The organism is Chitinophaga agri, from assembly GCF_010093065.1.
Lineage (GTDB): Bacteria > Bacteroidota > Bacteroidia > Chitinophagales > Chitinophagaceae > Chitinophaga > Chitinophaga agri.
Genome location: NZ_CP048113.1, coordinates 3,793,273 through 3,815,436, shown reverse-complemented (window position 1 = coordinate 3,815,436; position 22,164 = coordinate 3,793,273). Strand labels below are relative to the sequence as shown.

The window sequence follows — 22,164 nt, the reverse complement described above, 5'->3', positions numbered from 1 at the left end:
ATTAGCAATAGTTGTAAAGTCAATCCTGATCTTCCACAGTAGAACTGTAAAGTTTTTCTGTATTAAGACAAGCTTCGTTTAAGTAGGCTTTCTCTTACGTTTCTCTTACGTTTTAAAACGTAGGAGAAACGTAAGAGAAAGCCTACCTGAACAAAAAATAAACGATGGTATACTGAAGGAGGGTCTTATGTGACTGGTTTCCTTAATATCTACAGATATATATGTAAAAAGTACAGGTAATCGGAATGTGCAATTCCCGATCTTTGCCTGGCTATCTAATTCTTTAATATTTAACGTGAAAACAATGGAATACAGATTTTTAGGAGGATCAGGATTGCAGGTGCCGGTATTAACCTTTGGAACGGCGACCTTTGGAGGAAGTGGCGAGTTTTTTAAAGCATGGGGCAGTACACAGGTAGAAGAGGCGACACGTATGATCAATCTGTGCCTCGATGCCGGCGTTAATTTATTTGATACAGCAGATATATATTCCGATGGTCTCTCTGAAGAGATCCTGGGAAAGGCCATCGCCGGCCAGCGTGATAAGGTGTTAATCTCCACTAAGTCTACTTTTCCCATGAGTAATGCATCCGGCGCCAATTACCAGGGGTCGGGGCGTTCTCAGCTGATCAAAAATGTCGAAGCAAGTCTCAGAAGGCTGAATACTGATTACATAGACATTTATCATATGCATGGCTTTGATGGTAATACGCCTGTGGAGGAGGTATTACGCGGACTGGATGACCTGGTACAGAGCGGCAAGATCCGTTATATCGCCGCCTCTAACTTCTCCGGCTGGCATTTGATGAAGTCGCTGTCAGTGTCAGAGAGATATGGATGGAACAGGTATGTAGCTCATCAGGTGTATTATTCCCTGGTGAACAGAGAGTATGAGTGGGAACTCATGCCACTGGGCATTGACCAGAAAGTAGGGGCACTGGTATGGAGCCCGCTGGCATCGGGTATGCTGGGTGGTAAATACCGCCGTGATCAGCCTTTCCCTGCCGATAGCCGTGTAGCCCAGGGAGGTAGTCCTGTACCATCATTCGCAGTACCTGACGAATTATTGTATAAAGTAGTAGATGTGCTGGATGAAATAGCTGCAGAAACAGGCAAGCGTGTAGCCCAAATAGCACTTAACTGGCTGCTGCAAAGACCGACGGTCTCCAGTGTGATCATCGGCGCAAGGAATGAAGAGCAGCTGAAACAGAACCTGGCAGCTGTAGGCTGGAACCTTACGGTAGAACAGGTGAAAAGGCTGGACGCTGCCAGCGATGCGCCGACCATCTATCCGTACTGGCATCAGCGTGGTAACCTGACATTGAACCCGCTGCCAAAGTTTTATTAGCAGATGTGCTAAAAGAGGTTGTATCAAAAATAATATTGTCCTGTTTATTCGAATACGTAATAAGAGAAACTTTATGAAGGAGTTCTCAAATCGGTCAAATTATTTTGGATACGACCTCTTTGTAATTCGTGAGCGCAAATATTACCTCACAGTAATCTTCGCTACCGCAAGTTTACTTTTGCTCCATATAAAGTTGGTTTTGCCTACGACATACATTTCATTGTTGATGATAGACGCTAAATGAGGCATCACGATAGGCGTATTGTTATTGGAGAAGAATTTTTTTCTTTCAACTTTACCGGAGATTGCATCGATACTGAGTAAATAGCAGTCGGAATCATCGTAGGTAATGACTTTTTTTGTTTTCAGACCTGCGTGTGTGACGTTGATGTTTTGAGGGCTATCATTAAATATGACCTTAATATTACCGTTTATTTGCATCGCGCCAAACCCGGAATAACAAGGTCTGTCTTCTGACTCGAAATATCCGGAATAGTTATATTCAGAACCGGAATTAATAGTACTCGGTGTAGACGTTGTTTCCCGTTGGTCTTTCGGCACAATCTCCATCCAGGCGATATTACCATTATCATTGATTTTACACATCATCAGATCACCGGAAAGGTAATGGTAGGTCGAAGTGAAGGTGCCTGATGTACCGCCACCGACAACACTAGGCGCACCTGGAATATATATAGATGTTACATAATGATGGTATGGTTCGGCAAGAATAACCAATCCATTGTCAGCGGTATAAAAAATATTCCTGAACTGCATATATTTTGAGAATAACGCTGATTCGTTTTTCGGTTTGTTCCGGTTCTCTCTTTCTTTTCTTTTATTGTCTTTGTCGTCATCACCATCTTTATCATCATCATTGTTTGCAGTTATAAGGGAGTTATTGATTTCTTTATTACTGGTGGAGATGACCGATCCATCATTTATATTGATCCGTTGTACCAGCATACCATTGATCGTTCCACTTTTCTCACTATTGCTGTAGAATGCAGCCAGCACAAGATCTTTATTCTTTTCATGCACCAGTTTGGTGCTGTTGAGCCATTTTCCGTTGAAAGTGGTATTAATCTCCGACTGTTGCTCTCCTTTGTCATTATACAAGCGTATATTATAATTGATGAAATGAAGGGACTTCGATTTCTGATTTTTATCTTGTGCATATTCATACACCCGTCCTACGAGTAGGATTTTATTATTGCTTAGGTATAGTAAATCCTGAAGCTGGTATTTTTTAGCTTCAAACTCATTTGTCAGCACTACAGGGTTGCCGCTTGGTTTAAAGTTTTTGTCAAATTTCTGCACTTTGTATTCGTTTCTTTCTTTTCCTCTTATGGTACTCACCATTACAATGTTGGTGCTATCTGCATTGTAGGTGATTTTGAAATCGATGATATCACTCTTTTGGTCTTTTTGTAAGCTGGCTACTTCTTTCAGTTCTTCTGTTAGTTCTCCGGTGCTTTTGTTGATTGCAGCGGCATAAATGATATCTGTCTTGTTAGGACGGTTGTAGGCAGATGAGATAAGAAACATTTTATCTTGCAATGTGAAGAACTGTCTGAATTGCTTTCCTTTCAACTCTTTATAGAAATCTTTCCGGTATACCTCTTTTAAATTCTTGTCCATTTTTATAAGACCAGCGCATTCGCGGGCAGTCGTAATTAATAAACAATATCTAACTATCGCTTGATGTCTTTCCTGTAGATAGGCGCCAGATTTGTCGACAGATATTATTTCTGGGTTACCACTCCCTTTATGTAACTTAAATTCTTCTCCCCATTTAATAGTTGGCGTCTGAGCAAAACAAGTAAAACAAAGGCTAATGCCGACCAGTAAAAAACTTAAACTTTTCATTTTTGATTATATATAATAATATAGTATAGGGTGCTGCTTGCGTGTAATTATTTCGATGTATATTGTTCAAACCGTTGAGCAATATAGGACGAGATATGTTAAAATAAATGATTTGATAGATATTTTCCAGCAAGTCATTATTTGTGCCTTATTAGAATAGTTGTTAACGTGGTAACCTTACATTGAACCCGCTGCCAAAGTTTTATTAGAAGTTAGCGGAAAAAGAGCAATATTAGAGAAACAAATTGCGCTATGAAACAACTCCTGGTATTTGCCGCTATACTGACTTTGTTATATGCCTGTGAGACGCCTGCTTTCAGGCATAGCAAACAGCTCAGCGTTGATAAGCTGAATGCCTTGATAGCTGAAGGCGCTGCGAAGCAGGAAGCCTGGGTAAACGAACCCGGTAAGATCGCTGAGCGGTATTTTCAACCGGTATCCGGGGCCAGGAGCCGTACCGTTCAGGTGAAAACGAAGAATGTGGGGCCAGCCATACATGAGGCGACCGTGTATTTGAGGAATGAAGGGTTGCCGGATGATGCAGTAGAAGGAGAGATGTTCATCCTTACTTTACAGCAGAAGGACGGTATGTGGCAGGTGACTGGTATACAGGAATGCTGGAAATGTCAGGAGGGCAGAGGGAGTAAAGTGTTTGACACTATACCCTGCACTTGATCTCAGTACGAAGACAATGTCTGATAAACAAAAAGAGCCGGTTATCCGGCTCTTTTTGTTTAGTATGTCAGTTATTTTACCTGCAGATTAGGCTTGTAGTTGGCGTACCACTGACCTAACGTCGTGAGCTTACCATCAGCAGCTATCAGTGAGGATGGCCATAACCGGGTACTGGTCACGGAGCTGGAGAACCAGGAATAACGATGTACGTATGGCAGTTCCTCCAGTTTAGGTAACAGGCGTTGCATGAAGGCAAGTACCTGTTCCGGTCTGTACATATTACCGTCGATGGTAGTTGCATTGTGGTCTGCAGTCGCAAACTCAGTGATCCAGATCGGCAGGTGGTATTTATCATACAGCTTCTGTAAGGTATTCACGAAGTGTACATCATCCGTTCCCACGTACATGTGTACACAGATGAAATCCACGCGGCGTTTTTGCTGAATCGCTTTGTCGAGGAACTCATAGATCCATGCCTGTTCAGGCCATGCAGCAGCAGGGCTACCCAGTGGTAAGCCAATGCTTTCCAGCTGTGGCCAGAGGTCCAGCGCTTCCTGTACGGTCATGTTGGACTGGTCTCCCAGGTCAGGCTCGTTGAAACCTAATACATATTTGGCCGTACCGGCTGCTTTCATCTTTTTAACAGAATCGATCAGTTCTTTGGTAACATTGCCTTTGCCCCAGAACATAGGTACGAACTCGCAGTTCTGTGGAACTGTTTTGCCGGGCATTTCTGTTCCCCAGGTATAGAACCAGTGGCTTTTCAGGTTCACTACGTTACTGTACCAGGTGCCGAAGTCTACGTTGGTGCTGAAGTCTGCGCCTTTTTTATTGGCAGGTTTCTGGTACGTACCTTCGTTGCCGTTGCCATTGCCGTTTCCGCCGGTTGGTGTGTCTTTGTCTTTGCTGCAGGAGGCAAGGAACAGGGAGGCACTCATTAAGAGTGCGAGTGTCAGTTTGGTCATTCCAGGATGTTTAAAGTTGGGCATTCAGAATATGGTTGTATTGGGTAATACAGTACAATGATATTACATTTTAATATCATTTTAAAAGTTGGCGGAAAAATTGAAAGCCAGGAACAGTGTTATGGCGAGTGGGGAGGATAAAAAAGCCGGTTGTGAGAACCGGCCTTTCTGTTTATTCAGCGTATTTACTTTCAAGATATTGATAGATCGCTATGATGTCCGAGGTGCCTAATCCTGCGGCGACCGCCTCCTGCAGACTATCATGCAGCGCGCTCCCGATGGGTGTTTCCATGCCCTGTCCTTTGGCCAGTCTGATATCTTTAGCCAGAAGACTTAACTGGAACGCGGGCGTGAAATCGCGGTTGATGATGTTCTGTGATTTCATGGTTGAGATAGTGCTGGCTATCGGCCCATTACTGATCAATGGCAGGAACTGATCTGGTGTAATACCATTATTACGGGCAAACAGGACCGCTTCCGACAATCCCTGGAGGGTAATGCCCAGATAGGTGTTAATGGCCAGTTTTGCGTAGTTTCCTGCGCCATTCTCGCCTAACAGATGTGCAGCCTTCCCCAGTACATCAAAGATGGGCTTAGCGCGGTTAAAGTCTTCCTCGCGTCCACCGGCCATGAAGATCAGCTGTCCGTCCTGTGCTGGCTTAACACTGCCGGATACCGGTGCGTCCATGTACCAGATGCCCTCCGCTTCACACAATGCCGCCAGCTGTTTACTGGTGTCCGGAGAGACAGTGCTCATATCTATGGCCAGCATGTCCGGCTTCAGGGTGACAGACAGGATGCCGTCTGTGCCTTCATAGATCTCCTTCAAAGCAGCATCGTCGGTCACCATGGTAATGATGACATCTGTATCTTCTGTCAGCTGCTTTGGACACTGCGCCACTTTCACGCCCAGTTTTTCCTTTAGTTCAATGGCTTTGGAAGTCGTTCTGTTATACACTTTGACGTCAAAGCCTGCTTTTACGAGGTTTGTTACCATGGGAATACCCATATGGCCCAAACCAGCCCAACCTATTTTCAATTGATTCATAAGGCGATGTTTAATGGTCCGTATAAAGCTAGGAAAAAATCATGCTAAAGGTGCTCGTACGCAACTGACACCAGCCTGTTCATCCTGATGATTGCACCCACCGGGGGCAGTCTCATTAATTAAAAATCACGGCAGCCTTCAGTTGCGTAATATAGCTGACCCTGTCCGGCGCTGCTGTACTTACCTTTTTCCAGTCTGCTCCCTGATAACTTTCATAGCTGATAGCCGGGCCTGCTTTCACCACCTCTACCGATTGCAGATGACCGGGCACAAGTGCACCAAACCAGCGGGCATCATCCTGTTGTGACCAGGTGGCCAGGGTCAGTACAGCGCCTGCGGGATACGGTCCTGCTGCGCCGCTTCTGGCATGTTGCACGGCTATCTCATTGCCATATAACACACTATGTTGATGTTTGTTCTTGTCAATGAGTGTGGTGATCAGCTGTTGCTTTGGTAATCCGGTGATCTTTTCCGGTCGTTCATTATCTGTCAGCGGTTGTGTAAATACATAGTCCTCCTGTTTTACCGGGTGGTGACAGTTCACACATTCCTGCGAGAAGGTGAGGGTTTTACCATATGGTTTCAGGTCATTGCCTTTCCATCTGGCCCAGCCCCAGCCAGCTGAGGAAGCAAATTTCTGATCATCCTTGATCATGAATTCGACCTGTTTCAGCTCGCCGCTGCCGGCTATTTTGTTACTATCAACCAGTTGTTCCCAGGCTACCTTGGCAAAGGTGGTGCCGTTAGGCCATGGATTGGTGGTATGCTCATGGATGGCTTTCATGGCAATATCATTCCCCAGGATCACCCGCATGGTACCATTATCATAGCGGTCAGATATGCTTACGATCTGCCAGTTGCGGTAGCCGTTAATATAAGTGATGCCATTCAGCACGGGTTGTACCTGCCGGGTAGAGGGCAGTATACCTGCCGTCCATTGACTGAACTGTTTATTGGCTACGGTCACACGGGCGGTGTCTGAGATCTTTACCGGGGCCAGGCTGTTGACATACGTTTTCAGTGTCAGCAGGTCCTTGTCAGAAACGCTGGCATCCGGGTGAAAGGTCGTATATGAGCCGAGGGGCATTTCTTTAAACATGATCTGATTGACAGAGAGGAAGAGATTCGCTTTCTGATCGCCGGTGGAAAGGCTATCCCAGTTAGAAAAGTTAAGCGTCTCACGGGCTTCCCGGATGTGCTGTGCTATCAGCCAGGAGGCTGGTGCTATCTGGTCAAACCATCTGAGCTGGGTCTGATTGGAGTGACAGTCATAACAGGACCGCTGCAGTATCTTTGTTACTTCGGCCGGAGCTTTGATCTCTCCGGTAACGGGCGGATGAGAAATATCCGGTCTGACAAACTGAATGGCTATTAACACGGCAATAAACAGGCCGATGATCAACAGTTTCTTTTTAGATCTGCGCATATACTGTTCTTTTATTGGAAAAGCAAAGATGTCAGTAATAAGACCAACGAGGCAGTTAATTTGTTGTATGAGGAAAATAAATAGCCGAAAGGGGAAAAATCCCCGTTGAAGGTAATCGGTAGTTTAGGTGGAAATGATTAATTTGGGCATACTAAAATACACCACCCCATGAGTAAATTTCTCATCACACAAAGTGCAAACGGAGAGTACCGTTTTAAGTTAAATGCCGGTAATGGCGAAACTATTCTGACCAGCGAAGGCTATACCACCAAAGCTGCATGTGACAACGGGATAGAATCCGTAAAGAAGAATGCACCAAACGATGCGCGTTATGAACGACTGACCGCAAAGGATGGCAGAGCGTATTTCAATCTTAAAGCAGGTAACGGGCAGGTGATCGGTACCAGTCAGATGTACAGCAGTGAAGCTGGCAGAGACAATGGCATCGAGTCGGTGAAGAAAAATGCGCCGGAGGCCCAGGTTGTGGAGCCCGTAGCTTAAGAGATGTGTAAGAAGGAACCGGCGCGGTTGCGGATAGCAGCTGCGCCGGTTTTTATTAATAGTAATTAATGATCCTTATTTTTGTGCCGGTGATCGCCTGACCTTCTTTTCTGAGACTCCTCTTTATCCAGTTACCTGTAGTATCATATTGATAGTCGAACAGTGTTATTTCAGTTGTCTGGCCATTTGAAGGGTCTATACATGCTTGTTTAGTCACGTTGCCATAAGGGTCGTATTCCATTTGTTTTATTGTTTCCGGCTTTTTATTGTCTTTTACTGCCAGCATTGTTAAATCGTGCTTATGATTAAATAGTCTTTTTTCTAAACTCATCATATTTCCTTTCTCATCATAGATCGTTTCACTGATCCTGTGTCCTATGCTATCAAGTTCCCAGACCTGTTTATTTTGACAGGTGTGTGGTGTCCTGGTGGCTGGTCACCTGTCCTTCCTCAATAAGCCGTCTCCGGTTATCATAAATGTGGTATTCTTTCCTGGTTTGCTATAATCGCTCTTTTTCTTCTCAAAAAGCATAAAAAAATAAAATAGACAGACTTGTCTGTTTGTATTGGAAAAGTATTTACCTTTGAGTCATGAGCAACGAATCACAACAACCAAGAGTACGGATACTGGATACAGCCTACCGGTTATTCCTGGGGCAGGGATACAATTCTACCGGCATTAATCAGATCATAGAAGAGGCGGAAGTGGCGAAAGCCAGCTTTTATCAGCACTTCAAGTCAAAGGAGGATCTGTGTGTGGGAGTGCTGGAGAAAAGGCATCAGTATATCGAGGAACAATCGCAGGCCCTGAGTGCACAGAAGCGGACACCTAAAATGAAAGTGCTTGCATCTTTCGACCTGATTTCATTGCTGAATGAGCAGGAAGATTTCCGGGGATGTGCGTTCCTGAATATACTGTCGGAAATTCCGGCAGATAATACCAAGGTAAGAGAGGTGATCTATGCACATAAGAGTAACATCAGGCAGCATTTCAAAGACCTGTTGCAGCATGCGGAGCTGGCAGATCATATCTATTTATTGTATGAAGGTGCTTTCGTAGAGAGTCAGCTGTACAGAGATCAATGGCCTGTAAACCGCGCAAAGAAAATAGCCAATTCATTAATCAGTTAAAATAATATATCATGGAAAAGAGATATCCACTACCGCCGTTCACACTGGAAACGGCAAAGGAGAAAGTACAACTTGCTGAAGATGCCTGGAATTCACAGGACCCTGAAAGAGTGTCCCTGGCATATACTGTTGATACAGAATGGAGGAACCGGTCAACTTTCCTGAATGGACGGGCCGCTGCAAAGGAATTCCTGGCAGGTAAATGGGAGCGTGAGCTGGACTATAAGCTGAAGAAGGAATTATGGGCTTTTACTGACAACAGGATTGCCGTGAGATTTGAGTATGAGTATCATGATAAGAATGGTCAATGGTTCAGGGCCTATGGCAATGAAAACTGGGAGTTTGACGAGAATGGGCTCATGCAGCGCAGGTTTGCGAGTATTAATGACCTGCCCATAGAAGAGTCAGACAGGAGGTTATAGTGTATAAGATGGCATATATTATATAGTGTGCCATTGTTTTGTTCATCGCCGGCAATACAAGTGAGCGACAGGGGTAAAAAGTACAATATAAGTCGCCAAATGTGCATTGTTCACCCTGTAGCGCCGGCGTACTTTTGTATCATCAGTTAATGATACACAAACAAGCAAAACACTTAAAACATTTAATAGTATGAAACGTACAGCATCTGCCATCTGGAATGGCACCATCAAGGAAGGTAACGGTAACATCACTACCCAGAGTACTGCGCTGAACAAAACGCAATATTCTTTCAACAGCCGTTTCGCTGAAGGTGTAGGTACCAATCCGGAAGAACTGATGGCAGCAGCACATGCAGGTTGCTTTAATATGAAGCTGACCCTCGACCTTGAAGCTGCAGGTTATAAGGCGGATACCCTGGAAACTACGGCCGCTGTAACCCTGGACAATGGAACGATTACCCGTTCAGACCTGTCGCTGAAGGCAAAGGTACCAGGTATCACGAATGAGAAGTTCCAGGAGATCGCAGCAGGTGCAAAGGCAGGTTGCCCGGTAAGCCGTGCGTATGCGGCTATCGAGATCTCTCTGCAGGCAGAGCTGGTTGCCTAATTCAGGTTTAACAAATCAACATATATCCTTTTTCTGACTCCTCACTGGTCGACCGGTGAGGAGTCCCTTTTTTATTTACCTGCGGTCTTCGAATTAAGTCCCTGTTACTATATAAACCAACCAGAGAGTATTTTTGACGAACAATTTGATGCAGCCATTCCAACTTCCCGCAGGACATTACTATCTGTCGGACTGAAGATAAACATCTGGGTGCTTATGATGGTATCGGCGATATTCACGCTATATTTTTTTGTAATAGTGATCCGCTTGTTGATATCACCTCCGGATGAATCGCTGTCTCTGCCACAGTGGCCTATTGTAGCCTCCAGTATCCTGATACTGACCGCCGCCATTGTAGTATTTTTAATGGCATTTATGGTGTTAATGGGATGGAAATGGGCCATCAGATTTAACTGGGCTGTCTTTGCTATATGGGTGGCATTTGCAGCGTTGACTGTTGTTATGGCTGGAAAGTTTGCATTGGAATTAATGGCCCCTACGGCTATAGCCTTTTTGCCTTACTGGATCATGCTGTTTCGCATTCAGCGTAAATGGGAACGGTAACTGCATGCATGGAACAACGATTTTTGACTAAATTTGTATTTTAATTTCAGATCCCTGTATTTTATGAACGAACAGCAAAGCATCTTCGACGCCGGTTTCGATGACAACCTGTCTATACGTCGCCGTACCTTACTCTCCCTTGCCGTTAAAATGTACGTATGGTTTTTTATGGTGTTGGGGTGCATATTCCTATTGGAAGGATTGTGCTCGTTATTCAGTTCCCTGGTGGGAAAAAATGATCTTTTTTCAGATACTGATATGCTGACTTATTGGATAGGTCGTTTAATATTGAGTTTTGTAGGCGGTAGTGTGTTGGTGCTGATCGGTGGTGTTATCTGGAAGGAAATGAAATGGGCTATCAGGATAAACTGGGTATTCGCAGTATTGACATTATTATCGTTACTGTTTCGAATGTTTGATATTAGGACGGGTGTTATCTCTGAAGATCTAACGATATTTCTTCCTACGCTTTTCTTCCTGCCTTACTGGATCATGTTATATCGTATACAGAAAAGATGGGAACAGCTAATACAGACTAAAAAATAAAAGCCATTATAGTGTATCAATCCGGTACATTTGATGAGCCGCACCGGCGGTGGCAGTTGTATAGTTAGTAATGGCAGGAGGAAACACAGGAATAAGCGTTACTGATTTTCTGATTAATAAATTTGTTTGTTATGGCTGATCAACCAAGCATCTTCGGTGATGAGTTTAACGGGGGGATACCCGTTCGCCGCAGAGAATTGTTATCGCTCTTTTTAAAAATATACATATGGCTGGGTATGAGTGTATCCTGTCTGTTTTCCCTGTTGTTATCAATTACATTGGTAATGTTGCTGATGTGGCCCAGTGAAGATGTCAGGTCTTCCGGATGGCTGCCTGTCATAGCGGCCAGCATTTTTTTGATGATCGCCATTATCACTTTATTTCTGATGACATTCCTCGTATGGCGGGAGGTGAAATGGGCCATTAAGTTTAATGGTATTGTGGCTGGATGCTGGTTGTTATTCTCCGCATCATGTTTCGCTATATACGGTTTATCTTTACTATTGCTATTTATACCGTTCTTAGTATTTTTACCTTATTGGATATTTCTCTTCCGGATACAACGGAAATGGGAGCAGTAGTATAAGTCTTTACCTATCACCTATAATTACATGAGCCAGCAACAAAGCATTTTTGATGAATCATTTGATCAAAGTCTGACGGTAGACCGTAAGCGACTTTTATCTATAGCCCTGAAGATATATTTATGCGTAATATTCTTTTTGGCTGCCTGGACAATCGTCTACCGGACCTATGGCCTGGTATACCTGCTAAATTCAGAGAACTTCCCATTTTATAATAGTGATATAAAAAGAGTCATTGTTGGCAATTATGTACTGGCGGTCATCACGGCGATTGCCTGGATACTCATGGCTTATTTTGTCCTGAAAGGAAAGCGGTGGGCTATTCGTTTTAATTTGGGGGTCGCTATCATATGGGGAATAGCTGCTGTCGCTGATATGATATTTTCCCTCCCATTTAATCCTCCATCAATACAGTCATTTCTGTTATTTGTGCCTTACTGGGTGATGCTACTACTCATACGTAAGCGCTGGGACAATAGCTAAAAACGCGGCTGAATTGTTGCGTCTGGATTTGGAGTTCCAGATTTTTTTATATTTTTACATCCTGCTTTAACGAATTCATACCTTCATGTGAGATTTAATTTCTTTCAGAAACAATAACTAGATCGCCCGGCACAGCCGTTGGTGGTTATTATTCATTCTTTTAGGAGTTAAATCATGCTTATTCTTCAAGGGGTAACCTATACCCATCCCAATAGAGATATACTATTTTCGGATATTAACCTCGTTGTTAATAAACAGGATAAAATTGCCCTGATCGGTAACAACGGTGCAGGTAAGTCTACATTATTAAAGATCTTAGCAGGGGTACTACATCCCGCTTCAGGTATTATTAAATCTGAGGTGCAGCCATACTATGTACCACAACTGTTCGGCCAGTATAACGACCATACGGTAGCGCAGGCGCTTGGTGTGGCAGATAAGATCATTGCCCTGCGTGAAATACTCGCGGGTAACGTCACGGATGTTCATATGACAACATTAGATGATGACTGGACCATAGAAGAACGTTGCGAAGAAGCATTTGCCTACTGGCAACTGCATGATATCGATCTGATGCAGCCGATGCGTATGCTGAGTGGCGGACAAAAAACAAAGATCTTCCTTGCTGGTATCACTATACATCAGCCTGAACTGGTACTGCTTGATGAACCGAGTAATCACCTGGATATACGAGCCCGTCGCTTGTTGTATGACTATGTATCTTCTACCGGTCATGCGCTGGTGATAGTGAGTCATGACCGTACACTACTGAACCTGTTAGATACCGTTTGTGAATTGAGTAAGCGTGGAATAACTGTTTATGGCGGTAACTATGAGTTTTATGCAGAGCAGAAGATGATCGCTGGTGAGGCCCTGAGCCAGGATGTAAAGAGTAAGGAAAAAGAGCTACGGAAGGCCCGGGACACAGAGCGGGAATCGATGGAACGGCAGCAAAAGCTGGATGCCCGTGGCAAAAAGAAACAGGAAAAGGCCGGTTTGCCGACCATATCTATGAATACGCTGCGTAACAATGCGGAGAAAAGCACCTCCCGCATGAAAGGCGTCCATGCAGAGAAGGTAGGGAATATCTCCGATGAGTTGAACGAACTGCGGAAGGAGTTGCCCGACATGGATAAGATGAAGATGGACTTTGATAATTCTTCTCTGCACAAAGGAAAGATCCTTGTTACTGCGAAAGAGATCAACTTCAGTTATGGTAGTAAGCTACTCTGGGAAGAACCCCTGAATTTCCAGATCGTCAGCGGAGAACGTATTGTGGTAAAAGGGCCGAATGGTTCCGGTAAGACAACGCTGATCAGGATGCTACTGGGAGAACTGGTGCCTCAGCAGGGTACGATAGGACGGGCCATTGTAAAAACCGTATACATAGATCAGGATTATTCATTGATCGATAACAGCCGTAGTGTATATGAGCAGGCGGCTCAGTATAACAAGACAGGTTTACAGGAACATGAGATCAAAACACGGCTGAACCGCTTCTTATTCACCCGTGAGTACTGGGATAAACCCTGTATTGCACTTAGTGGTGGAGAGAAAATGCGGTTAATGTTATGCTCACTGACAATAGGTAATCAGGCGCCTGATATTATCATGCTGGATGAACCCACCAATAACCTTGATATTCAGAATATAGAGATCCTGACGGCGGCGGTAAATGAATACCAGGGGACGTTGATCGTGATCAGTCATGATGAGTATTTTCTCGGAGAGATCAATATTGTCAGGGAGATTGAACTATCGTAGTTTATCAGAAGGCATCCTGGGGTACCCAGAACTGCCCCGGGTTGATACTGCCATCAAATTCATTGCTGTAGATAATATTTGTGCTGTCATCACTGTCAGCCATGAATTTGATGCGCAGTTTTGTTTTTATAATGCCCGTATACACAGGACAGGATAACTGTATACAATGGCCTCCTTTTAATAAGGTGCCTAATCTTGAATTGCCACAGAGGGATCAGTATCCGGGGGAGACGCCAATATATCGCCAAAAGGGGTTGGTAATAGCCGGTATCGGGGACTTCCCGGATGTACGTCTCAGTGCTGTCTTCGTGACAGGTGGTCATGAGCAGAAAACAGGGGATGAACAGATAATAGCTGAAGGGCATAATTGCTATATGTAGATGAAGGAATATGCTATAACAGGATGCTTACACTATTAAGATGAGATAAAGGCAGATTTCCATAAATAAAGCAGCCCTTTTTGGGAATACGCTTTTTTTGCCCTAATTTATCTCTGATAGTCCTGAGACACATCTGGTACACCACCAAATGCTAACCCGTATATGCGATCACTTATTAATGCCCTCTTTTATTGCTGCGCTGCCCTGTTTATTTCAATGACTGCAAGTGCCCGACAGCAACCTCCTGGTACCTTTTTCCAGAGAATCGACGTTACAGCCCTTCAGGGCGCCTCTTTTACCCTGGAAGGGTGGATGTACCCGGATAGTGACGATCCGGCGGCAGAAACGGCCCTGATGGTGCTTAACTTCAATAATGATAGTCAGTCAGGTACAGCCCTCAGTAAACGGAGTATGAGGGATTTTAAACCACGGGAGTGGAACCGGCTGATTGTATCTGGTAAGATAGATGCACGGGCTACTTCCATTGCAGTTGGCGGGTATTATAGCGGCAGGGGAAAATTCGTTTATGACGACCTGAAGCTGGTGATAAAAAAGCAGGAGATCACGCTGGATAATAAGGATTTTGAAGCATCAGATCTGTCGTCCTGGAAGTTCTTTAATCAGCCGGCTTCGGTTAAGATCGCGACTGCTGAGCAGCAGGTACATGGCGGGAAGCAGGCATTAATGGTTGATGCTTCCGGTGTATTGCTGACCAGTTATGGCAGGAATGAAAAAGCCGGGCATTATGCCAATATTAATGGCAGCCGGATCTACTATGAGGAATATGGAGAGGGTGCGCCTTTACTGTTATTGCACGGAGCGCTGGAGAGCATCGTATCGTTCGAACATCAGATACCAGTACTGGCAAAGTCATACCACGTGATTGCGGTAGATACCCGTGGGCATGGAAAATCTACAGCGGATACCAGCCGGCTTACCTATGACCTCTATGCGGAGGATATGTATACACTACTACATGAACTAAAACTGGATTCCGTCAATGTGTTGGGCTGGAGTGATGGGGGCAATACCGGATTGATCCTGGCTATGCGTCATCCTGAAAAAGTCAGGAAGCTGGTTACCATGGGCGCTAATCTATCTGCGGATACTAACGCCGTATACGGTTGGGTGCTGGATACTGTACGCAATCAGATAAAGACACTGCAGGGAGGTGATCCTTTTGCAATACGGGTGAAACTCAGTTTACTGGAAGAGCCCAATATAAATCCGGAAGACCTGAAAGCGATTAAATGTCCGGTGCTGATTACCGCCGGCGAATATGATGTTATTAAAGAAGCGCATACCCGTTTGATTGCCGGAACAATTCCCCACGGGCAACTGAAGATCTTTAAAGGCGCTTCACATGATGCGCCCAGGGAGGTCCCTGATGCATTTAATAGATCTGTGGAGGTGTTTTTACATGAACGCTGACATCTGCATTGCCTGCAATCATCTGTTTTTGTGCTGCAAACGAATAGATACACCGGCTAATGAAGAGATGACATTTTTAACAAAGTAAAATTGACATCGTGAACAAAGCCCTCCATGGGATTAGCATGTACTTTTGTTTCATCAAAAAATGATCTGACAATGAAACAGCACAACTACCATGGGGCTTTACAGCAGCCTTTGCATTCAGGATTTAATGCAGCATCTACTGCTGCGGATGTGATGAAAGGGATCGATCTTACCGGGAAGATCGTCATTATTACAGGCGGGTATGCCGGTATCGGACTTGAAACAACCAGGATACTGGCCGCTGCTGGTGCTACCGTGATCGTACCTGCCAGAGATGTGGAAAAGGCAGCTGCTAATGTAGGTGGTATTGCTCATATAGAAGTAGCTAAAATGGATCTGATGGATCCACAGTCTGTCGACTTGTTTGCGAGTACATTTATTGCATCTGGCAGGCCATTACATCGGCTGATCAATAACGCTGGTATTATGTGGGTGCCATTCAGAAAGGACGACCGTGGTTATGAATCACAACTGGCCACTAATCACCTGGGACATTTTCAGTTGACCGCCCGGTTATGGCCCGCATTAAAAAAGGCTAATGGTGCGAGAGTGATAAATGTATCTTCCTTTGGTCATCAGATCGCACCGTTCAATTTTGATGATCCTAATTTTGAGTCACGGACATACGAGACCTTACAGGGATATGGTCAGTCGAAGACGGCTAATAACTTATTCACCGTAGAACTGGACAAACGGGGTAGCAGTAGTCATGTGCGGGCGTACTCATTACACCCGGGGTCAGTGAATGGAACAGACCTGGGGCGTGAAGCACCTATGGCCCTATTCCAGCAAATGGGTACACATGATACGAATGGGAATATTTATCCGGAGGTAGCCGCGAAACTTAAAACAGTGCCTCAGGGAGCGGCTACAACGGTATGGTGCGCCACCAGTCCTATGCTGGATCACATAGGTGGGGTATATTGTGAGGACGTGGATGTGGCAGTCATCGATAATGGAGATATAGTGCACCACTATGATGAGCCCTGGACCTTAAAAGGAGTACGTCCCTATTCCCTGGATGAAGCGAATGCCCAGCGTCTCTGGCGTTTGAGTGAAGCAATGACCAATATAGTTTTTGATGCTGTGTGAGATGCTTTCAGTAATTTACCATGACCTTGCGAATATTCCTTACCACGATTGTTTAACCTGTATAATATGGAATTCCAGACGAAGTACATCACCCCGGATATCAAGTTGTCCTGCTATGAGGATAAACTGTTCAAAACAGAAGTTGTGTTTGAACATCACATGCTTATCTGGTTTATGTCGGGAGAGACAAAGATCATACAGGCAGAAGCGACACATGTGTTTCAGGCAGGGGATGTTTTCCTGATACCCCGGCATCAGTTGTCTACCGTAATTAATTATCCCAAGGATGGATTGCCACACAGAACAGTGGCGATGCATTTATCTGTGGAACGTCTGAAAACCTTCTATGCGGATCTCGATATTCAGTTACAGTTGCCCGTGTCGCAGAAGATCCGCAGTTTCGACCGGCATCCGTTGCTGGAAAGTTGTCTGGCATCACTACTGCCCTATTTTGACGTAGAAGGCCCTTTTCCGGTCCATATAGCCGCTATGAAGATAAATGAGGCTATCAGCATCCTCCGGTTGATAGATTCCGACATCGACAACGTATTGGCTAATTTTGATGAACCAGGCAAGATCGACCTGGTGGGCTTCATGGAAAAGAACTTTATGTTCAATATGCCGATGGAACGATTTGGTTATCTGACGGGCAGAAGCTTATCCACCTTTAACCGGGATTTTAGAAGACATTTTGGTGCTACTCCCCAGCGATGGCTGACCCAAAAGCGACTGGAACTTGCACATTACGAAATAATACAGAAGCGGAAGAAACCTGTCGACGTATACCTGGAAGTGGGGTTTGAGGATCTGTCGCATTTCTCTTTTGCGTTTAAAAAACAGTTTGGATATCCGCCTACGAAGGGGGGAGGATAATGAGCAATTATAATGGATATGCAGCATAGATCAATGGATATGCTTATTCATACGGAGTAATATCCACGTAATACTTCCCGGGGTTGTTAGGATCTATGTAGACATCAATTTTTTTACGGTTGTTAAGAAGCGGAGTGGGATCATTCCATATAAAGCCGCTTTTAAAAGTATGTAGCTGCCCGGTAAGCGTGTCTTTCCATTCACAGCGTAAAAAGAATGGGTGACGGTTGTTGACGTGAAAACGCCGATTGATATCAACAGCTATCAGATCTGCTGGTGATGAGGTCTACTACTTTTCCGGTCGTTTTTTCAGCTGTTTTTGTAAACTTCCAGGTCTTGTAGGACAATACGCTACCTACGATCAGGATGACACCTCCTATTACCAGAAAGATATTAAATACAAGGGAAACGGAGCTACGCTTCATGAGAAACAAGGTATATGATATGCCCGAATATAATGAAAAATGTATGAATGCTATGAGGATAGCCGTTTGCAAAATATTCAAAATACCGGGGTGACCTTTTATATCTTCCGCCATTAATCTATAAACGGCAACTATGCGGGATGAAGCAATTATCCGCCTGATTACAGCAGGTAAAGCTGAATGGCCAGTGAGATAGAAGATGAACGGAAATATCTGTTGCAGCTATCTATGGATGAACAGGTGGAAGACGTAAGACTCGCACATGAGAAATTCTATTGTATGTTGATTCATATATTATTCCCCTGCAGGAATTATGCTCCAACGGCACCTGCACCTTCGCCTGGAGTGCGGACGGTAGTACTGTATCAGGGGGAAATGCAGGTGGATTCGTATACAGTCTATGACGCTGTGGATGAGTATATAGGTACGCCAGATAAATATTATCAACGGGAGTATATACCGGAATGTTCACCTAAGTAAATTTCCGGTATGTTTGTAGCAGGAACTGAATAACTATGTATACAAAGTTAAGAGCACATATTGAGCAGATCGTACCACTGACCGATGATGAGTTTGCCCTGATCCAATCGCATTTTCATTATAGAAAGGTCAGAAAGCACCAGTATCTGATACAGGAAGGAGATAGTGTGGTATACTCTTATTTTGTGTTATCTGGTTTGTTGAAGTTATCATCCGTGGATGCTAATGATAAAGAACATATACTGCATTTTGCTATGGATGACTGGTGGGTAAGCGATTATCAGGCTTACTTCACCAGGTCCAGGGCTACCATGTCACTGGATTGTCTTGAGGATGCAGAAGTATTGTACATTTCTCTTGATGATGATAATAAGTTGTTCGCTGCTCTTCCAAAACTGGAACACTTCTTCTGGAAAAAATCACAGTCCAGTTATATCGCTTCACAGCAACGCATCCTGTCTTTACTATCTACCAGTGCGAAGGAACGTTATGAGCAGCTATTAAAACAATATCCTTCTCTTGTACAACGTGTCAATAAAACCCTGATCGCTTCTTATCTGGGTGTGTCGCGTGAGACGCTTAGTCGCCTGTCTTCCTAGCGTGTGACATTTGTCACGCGTAATTTGTGCGGTATGTCCTGTCAGGTTTGCGCTGTTCTTCACAGCTTTGCAGTACAAATTTTCAACTGTAAAGATGCAAAAAGTAATCATGGCACTAGCAGGCGTACTGATCGCTGCTATGCCTGTGTCAGCACAAATACAAAAACAATATAAGATGGAAAAACAGGTATTTAATCCATGGAAATGGCAGGACCAGCGTAGTTATGTACAGGCTGTTGAAGTAAAGAACGTGACAGGTACACTTTATTGCGCCGGGCAGGCCGCTGTAAATGCAGATGGTACATCCAGCACTGCCGATATGAGGACACAGTTATTACAGGCAATCGATAATCTGGAAACGGTGATTAAAACAGCAGGGTATGATTGTAAGAATATCGTACGGCTGAATATCTATACTACATCTTCCGCAGAACTGCTGCCGATCTTTTTTGAGATTTTTAAACCATGGGTGGAAAAGCATGGTATGCAACAGGCGGTGACACTAATGGAGGTGAAAAGTCTGTTTGAGACACTAAAAGTAGAGCTGGAAGCTACAGTGGTGAAATAGTGGGCGGGCAAATATGAAAAAATTGGTTTGAGGGCTGGACTCGAACCAGCAACTCCCTGCGTGAAAGGCAGGTCCTCTTCCAATTGAGCTACCGTCAAACCGCTGCTAAGGTAAGATATAAGTATTAATTAGTATGCGATTAGTTTTACGATGGGGAATCTGAGTTTGCAGTCCAGTTGCGCTCTTAGCTGCTCAAAAGCGTTAAACAGTACTATCGCATCGGTTCTAATCTATTATCCATGTATCTGCAAGCGTGAGAATTCGTTTTTACGCATATACTGTGACGACAGCAGCTTTTATATTTTCCTTAACAGATCTTATTATGGAAATCAGCTTTCCAGTGAATCATGGGGTAGTATCACTTAAAATATATTCCCATGAACCACAGGTTTATCATCCCCGTTGCAGCTGTTATAGGCGCGTCTTTGTTCACTGGCGCTGCCGTTCCTGATGTGAGATCAGCAACAGTGTCAGCTACTATACAGGATACACTTTCCGCGAAGTCTCATCGGGCACAGTCCAGGATCCAGATCGTATTTGCCCTGGATGCTACCGGCAGCATGAGTGGTCTTATTGGCGCTGCCAAAGAGAAGATATGGTCAATAGCGGGTAGCCTTGCCCAGGCGGAACCCGCACCGATTATTGAGGTCGGTCTGCTGTTTTACAGGGATATCGGTGACGGATTTGTAACCCGCCAGGTCCCATTGTCAAGTGATCTGGACGCGGTATATGAGAAGCTGATGCAAATCAGCGCAGATGGCGGTGGAGATGAGCCGGAAAGCGTAAACCAGGCCTTGTATGAGGCCGTGACCAAGTTTCAGTGGGACAAGTCGCTGAAGACATATAAGACCATATTCCTGGTGGGGGATTGTCCGCCACATATGGATTATCCGAATGATGTAAAATACCCGGTAAGTTGTTCAATGGCGAAAGAAAAAGATATCGTATTGAATACGATCCTGATGGGTGGACATCGTGGGGCTATGAGGATCTGGAAAGAGATTGCGGCCTGCAATCAGGGAAGTTATACACAGGTGGGTATGAATGCGAATGATATTCAGGTCAATACACCTTATGACGACAGGATCGCGCAGTTGTCCGATCGTTTAGACGAGACCAGGCTATATTATGGAAATGCCAGAGAGAAGGCCGTGTCATCCGACAAAATGTCCAAAAGTAAAATGATAACTGGCGCTTCCAGTGCTAACGTAAAAGCGCAGCGGGCAGAGTATAATACTACCTGGTCTGGTGCCAATAGTTATTACGGTAATAAGGAAATGCTGGAGGACTATAGAAATAAGGCAGTCAGTCTTGATGCGATTAAAGAGGATGAACTGCCAGATGTGATGAAAAGTATGACGGTTGCCCAGAGAAAAGTGTATGTACAAAAGAAGATCGCGGAACGTGATAGCCTGAATAGTGAGTTAAAGAAGTATACTGCACTGAGGCAGGAATATATAAAGACGGATCTGAAGAAACGAAGAGCAGGTACAGTGGATAGTTCTTTTACGAATACGATCTATAAGAGTATCCAGAAACAGACAGAAAGGAAGCAGATCTATCTGAAAGGTGAGGCGAAGTATTAGCAGGTTAGCGTAATATTTTATTCATCGCGTTTGTCTCTACTGACATAGGGTTGTCACAATAGTCTGTTACCTTACAGGTCTATAATCGATCACTATGCAAAAGAACGAGGTAGCGACTATTTGTCCGGCAAGCCGTCAGGAATGGCGCGCATGGTTGCAGGAGCATCATGATAAGGAGCAATCAGTCTGGCTGGTATATTACAAGAAATCAGCAGATAAGCCGACTATCACCTGGAGTGAGGCCGTGACAGAAGCACTTTGTTTTGGATGGATAGATAGTAAGGCGAAACCTCTCAATGGAGATCAGTTTATGCAGTTTTTTAGTCGCCGGAAGAAGAATAGTGTATGGTCGAAGATCAACAAAGATAAAGTAGAAGAGTTGATCGCTGCAGGGTTAATGACAGATGCGGGGCATGCGAGTATTGCTGTGGCGAAGGAAAACGGCTCCTGGTCAGTATTAGATGAGGTAGAGGCACTGGTAGTACCGCGTGATCTGCAAAAAGCATTAAAGGCACATCCGGGCGCGAAGGACTACTTCACAGGACTGAGTAAGTCGGTTAAAAAGATGTTGTTGCAGTGGCTGGTATTGGCGAAGCTACCTGAAACAAGACAGCGGCGGATCGAAGAAATAGCGATACAGGCGGCGCAGCATCAGCGACCTAAACAATTCAGATGAGATCATGGTTGGTGATGACACCGCTGCATGTTAG

General features: G+C 44.5%; 25 protein-coding genes and 1 tRNA gene. 19 read left to right on the top strand and 7 right to left on the bottom strand.

What is annotated here, in order from left to right:
• The first annotated feature begins 304 nt into the window (after positions 1-304).
• Positions 305-1,348 (top strand): aldo/keto reductase, encoded by a 1,044-nt coding sequence (locus GWR21_RS15180; protein WP_162332567.1) that lies wholly within the window; start codon positions 305-307, stop codon positions 1,346-1,348.
• 141 nt (positions 1,349-1,489) lie between these two features.
• Here GWR21_RS15180 and GWR21_RS15175 read toward each other — a convergent pair whose 3' ends face one another.
• The gene (locus GWR21_RS15175; RefSeq protein WP_162332566.1) at positions 1,490-3,217 is read right to left on the bottom strand and encodes a hypothetical protein; all 1,728 of its coding nucleotides are present in this window, start codon (positions 3,215-3,217) and stop codon (positions 1,490-1,492) included.
• A gap of 252 nt (positions 3,218-3,469) precedes the next feature.
• Here GWR21_RS15175 and GWR21_RS15170 point away from each other — a divergent pair, with 252 nt between their 5' ends.
• Positions 3,470-3,892: a hypothetical protein gene (locus GWR21_RS15170; protein ID WP_162332565.1), complete on the top strand. Its 423-nt coding sequence runs from the start codon at positions 3,470-3,472 to the stop codon at positions 3,890-3,892.
• A 71-nt stretch (positions 3,893-3,963) separates the two neighbouring features.
• On the opposite strand, the gene GWR21_RS15165 is transcribed toward GWR21_RS15170, so the two are convergent.
• The 3 genes from GWR21_RS15165 to GWR21_RS15155 form a co-directional block, all read right to left on the bottom strand.
• Complete coding sequence (locus tag GWR21_RS15165; protein WP_162332564.1) at positions 3,964-4,857, bottom strand: glycosyl hydrolase; 894 nt, start codon at positions 4,855-4,857, stop codon at positions 3,964-3,966.
• Positions 4,858-5,029: 172 nt separating this feature from the next.
• Positions 5,030-5,905, bottom strand: coding sequence for an NAD(P)-dependent oxidoreductase (locus tag GWR21_RS15160; RefSeq protein WP_162332563.1), 876 nt, complete (start codon positions 5,903-5,905; stop codon positions 5,030-5,032).
• 115 nt (positions 5,906-6,020) lie between these two features.
• A complete protein-coding gene (locus GWR21_RS15155; RefSeq protein WP_162332562.1) occupies positions 6,021-7,331 on the bottom strand; it encodes a cytochrome P460 family protein in 1,311 nt (436 codons plus the stop codon).
• A gap of 168 nt (positions 7,332-7,499) precedes the next feature.
• Between GWR21_RS15155 and GWR21_RS15150 the strand changes: the two genes are divergently transcribed.
• A complete protein-coding gene (locus GWR21_RS15150) occupies positions 7,500-7,832 on the top strand; it encodes a YegP family protein (RefSeq protein ID WP_162332561.1) in 333 nt (110 codons plus the stop codon).
• A gap of 55 nt (positions 7,833-7,887) precedes the next feature.
• On the opposite strand, the gene GWR21_RS15145 is transcribed toward GWR21_RS15150, so the two are convergent.
• The gene (locus tag GWR21_RS15145) at positions 7,888-8,118 is read right to left on the bottom strand and encodes a hypothetical protein (RefSeq protein WP_162332560.1); all 231 of its coding nucleotides are present in this window, start codon (positions 8,116-8,118) and stop codon (positions 7,888-7,890) included.
• Positions 8,119-8,423: 305 nt separating this feature from the next.
• Here GWR21_RS15145 and GWR21_RS15140 point away from each other — a divergent pair, with 305 nt between their 5' ends.
• From GWR21_RS15140 to GWR21_RS15090, 11 genes are all read left to right on the top strand, one after another.
• Positions 8,424-8,963, top strand: coding sequence for a TetR/AcrR family transcriptional regulator (locus tag GWR21_RS15140; RefSeq protein ID WP_162332559.1), 540 nt, complete (start codon positions 8,424-8,426; stop codon positions 8,961-8,963).
• 11 nt (positions 8,964-8,974) lie between these two features.
• Entirely contained in the window at positions 8,975-9,385 is a 411-nt protein-coding gene (locus tag GWR21_RS15135; protein WP_162332558.1) for a nuclear transport factor 2 family protein, read from the top strand.
• Positions 9,386-9,575: 190 nt separating this feature from the next.
• Entirely contained in the window at positions 9,576-9,992 is a 417-nt protein-coding gene (locus GWR21_RS15130) for an OsmC family protein (protein ID WP_162332557.1), read from the top strand.
• A gap of 216 nt (positions 9,993-10,208) precedes the next feature.
• Positions 10,209-10,556 carry a hypothetical protein gene (locus GWR21_RS15125; protein ID WP_162332556.1) on the top strand — a complete coding sequence of 116 codons (348 nt, stop codon included), beginning with the start codon at positions 10,209-10,211 and terminating at the stop codon, positions 10,554-10,556.
• A 63-nt stretch (positions 10,557-10,619) separates the two neighbouring features.
• Positions 10,620-11,102 (top strand): hypothetical protein, encoded by a 483-nt coding sequence (locus tag GWR21_RS15120; protein WP_162332555.1) that lies wholly within the window; start codon positions 10,620-10,622, stop codon positions 11,100-11,102.
• 131 nt (positions 11,103-11,233) lie between these two features.
• The gene (locus GWR21_RS15115) at positions 11,234-11,683 is read left to right on the top strand and encodes a hypothetical protein (RefSeq protein ID WP_162332554.1); all 450 of its coding nucleotides are present in this window, start codon (positions 11,234-11,236) and stop codon (positions 11,681-11,683) included.
• 30 nt (positions 11,684-11,713) lie between these two features.
• Entirely contained in the window at positions 11,714-12,169 is a 456-nt protein-coding gene (locus GWR21_RS15110) for a hypothetical protein (RefSeq protein WP_162332553.1), read from the top strand.
• Between the two features lie 174 nt (positions 12,170-12,343).
• Positions 12,344-13,933 (top strand): ribosomal protection-like ABC-F family protein, encoded by a 1,590-nt coding sequence (gene abc-f, locus GWR21_RS15105; RefSeq protein ID WP_162332552.1) that lies wholly within the window; start codon positions 12,344-12,346, stop codon positions 13,931-13,933.
• A 542-nt stretch (positions 13,934-14,475) separates the two neighbouring features.
• On the top strand, positions 14,476-15,744 hold the full coding sequence (locus GWR21_RS15100; protein WP_162332551.1) for an alpha/beta fold hydrolase: 1,269 nt from the start codon (positions 14,476-14,478) through the stop codon (positions 15,742-15,744).
• Between the two features lie 159 nt (positions 15,745-15,903).
• Entirely contained in the window at positions 15,904-16,923 is a 1,020-nt protein-coding gene (locus tag GWR21_RS15095; protein ID WP_162332550.1) for an SDR family NAD(P)-dependent oxidoreductase, read from the top strand.
• 66 nt (positions 16,924-16,989) lie between these two features.
• A complete protein-coding gene (locus tag GWR21_RS15090) occupies positions 16,990-17,796 on the top strand; it encodes an AraC family transcriptional regulator (protein WP_162332549.1) in 807 nt (268 codons plus the stop codon).
• 254 nt (positions 17,797-18,050) lie between these two features.
• On the opposite strand, the gene GWR21_RS15085 is transcribed toward GWR21_RS15090, so the two are convergent.
• Entirely contained in the window at positions 18,051-18,221 is a 171-nt protein-coding gene (locus tag GWR21_RS15085; RefSeq protein ID WP_162332548.1) for a DUF3592 domain-containing protein, read from the bottom strand.
• Positions 18,222-18,401: 180 nt separating this feature from the next.
• On the opposite strand from GWR21_RS15085, the gene GWR21_RS15080 reads away from it, so the two are divergent.
• From GWR21_RS15080 to GWR21_RS15070, 3 genes are all read left to right on the top strand, one after another.
• Complete coding sequence (locus GWR21_RS15080; protein WP_162332547.1) at positions 18,402-18,701, top strand: hypothetical protein; 300 nt, start codon at positions 18,402-18,404, stop codon at positions 18,699-18,701.
• A 35-nt stretch (positions 18,702-18,736) separates the two neighbouring features.
• Positions 18,737-19,300, top strand: coding sequence for a Crp/Fnr family transcriptional regulator (locus GWR21_RS15075; RefSeq protein ID WP_162332546.1), 564 nt, complete (start codon positions 18,737-18,739; stop codon positions 19,298-19,300).
• Positions 19,301-19,394: 94 nt separating this feature from the next.
• Positions 19,395-19,868, top strand: coding sequence for a RidA family protein (locus tag GWR21_RS15070; RefSeq protein WP_238430374.1), 474 nt, complete (start codon positions 19,395-19,397; stop codon positions 19,866-19,868).
• Positions 19,869-19,891: 23 nt separating this feature from the next.
• Here the strand turns inward: GWR21_RS15070 and GWR21_RS15065 are convergent.
• A tRNA-Glu gene (locus tag GWR21_RS15065) sits at positions 19,892-19,969 on the bottom strand.
• A gap of 276 nt (positions 19,970-20,245) precedes the next feature.
• Between GWR21_RS15065 and GWR21_RS15060 the strand changes: the two genes are divergently transcribed.
• Positions 20,246-21,454 (top strand): vWA domain-containing protein, encoded by a 1,209-nt coding sequence (locus GWR21_RS15060; protein ID WP_162332545.1) that lies wholly within the window; start codon positions 20,246-20,248, stop codon positions 21,452-21,454.
• 94 nt (positions 21,455-21,548) lie between these two features.
• Complete coding sequence (locus GWR21_RS15055) at positions 21,549-22,130, top strand: YdeI/OmpD-associated family protein (protein WP_162332544.1); 582 nt, start codon at positions 21,549-21,551, stop codon at positions 22,128-22,130.
• Positions 22,131-22,164 lie beyond the last annotated feature (34 nt).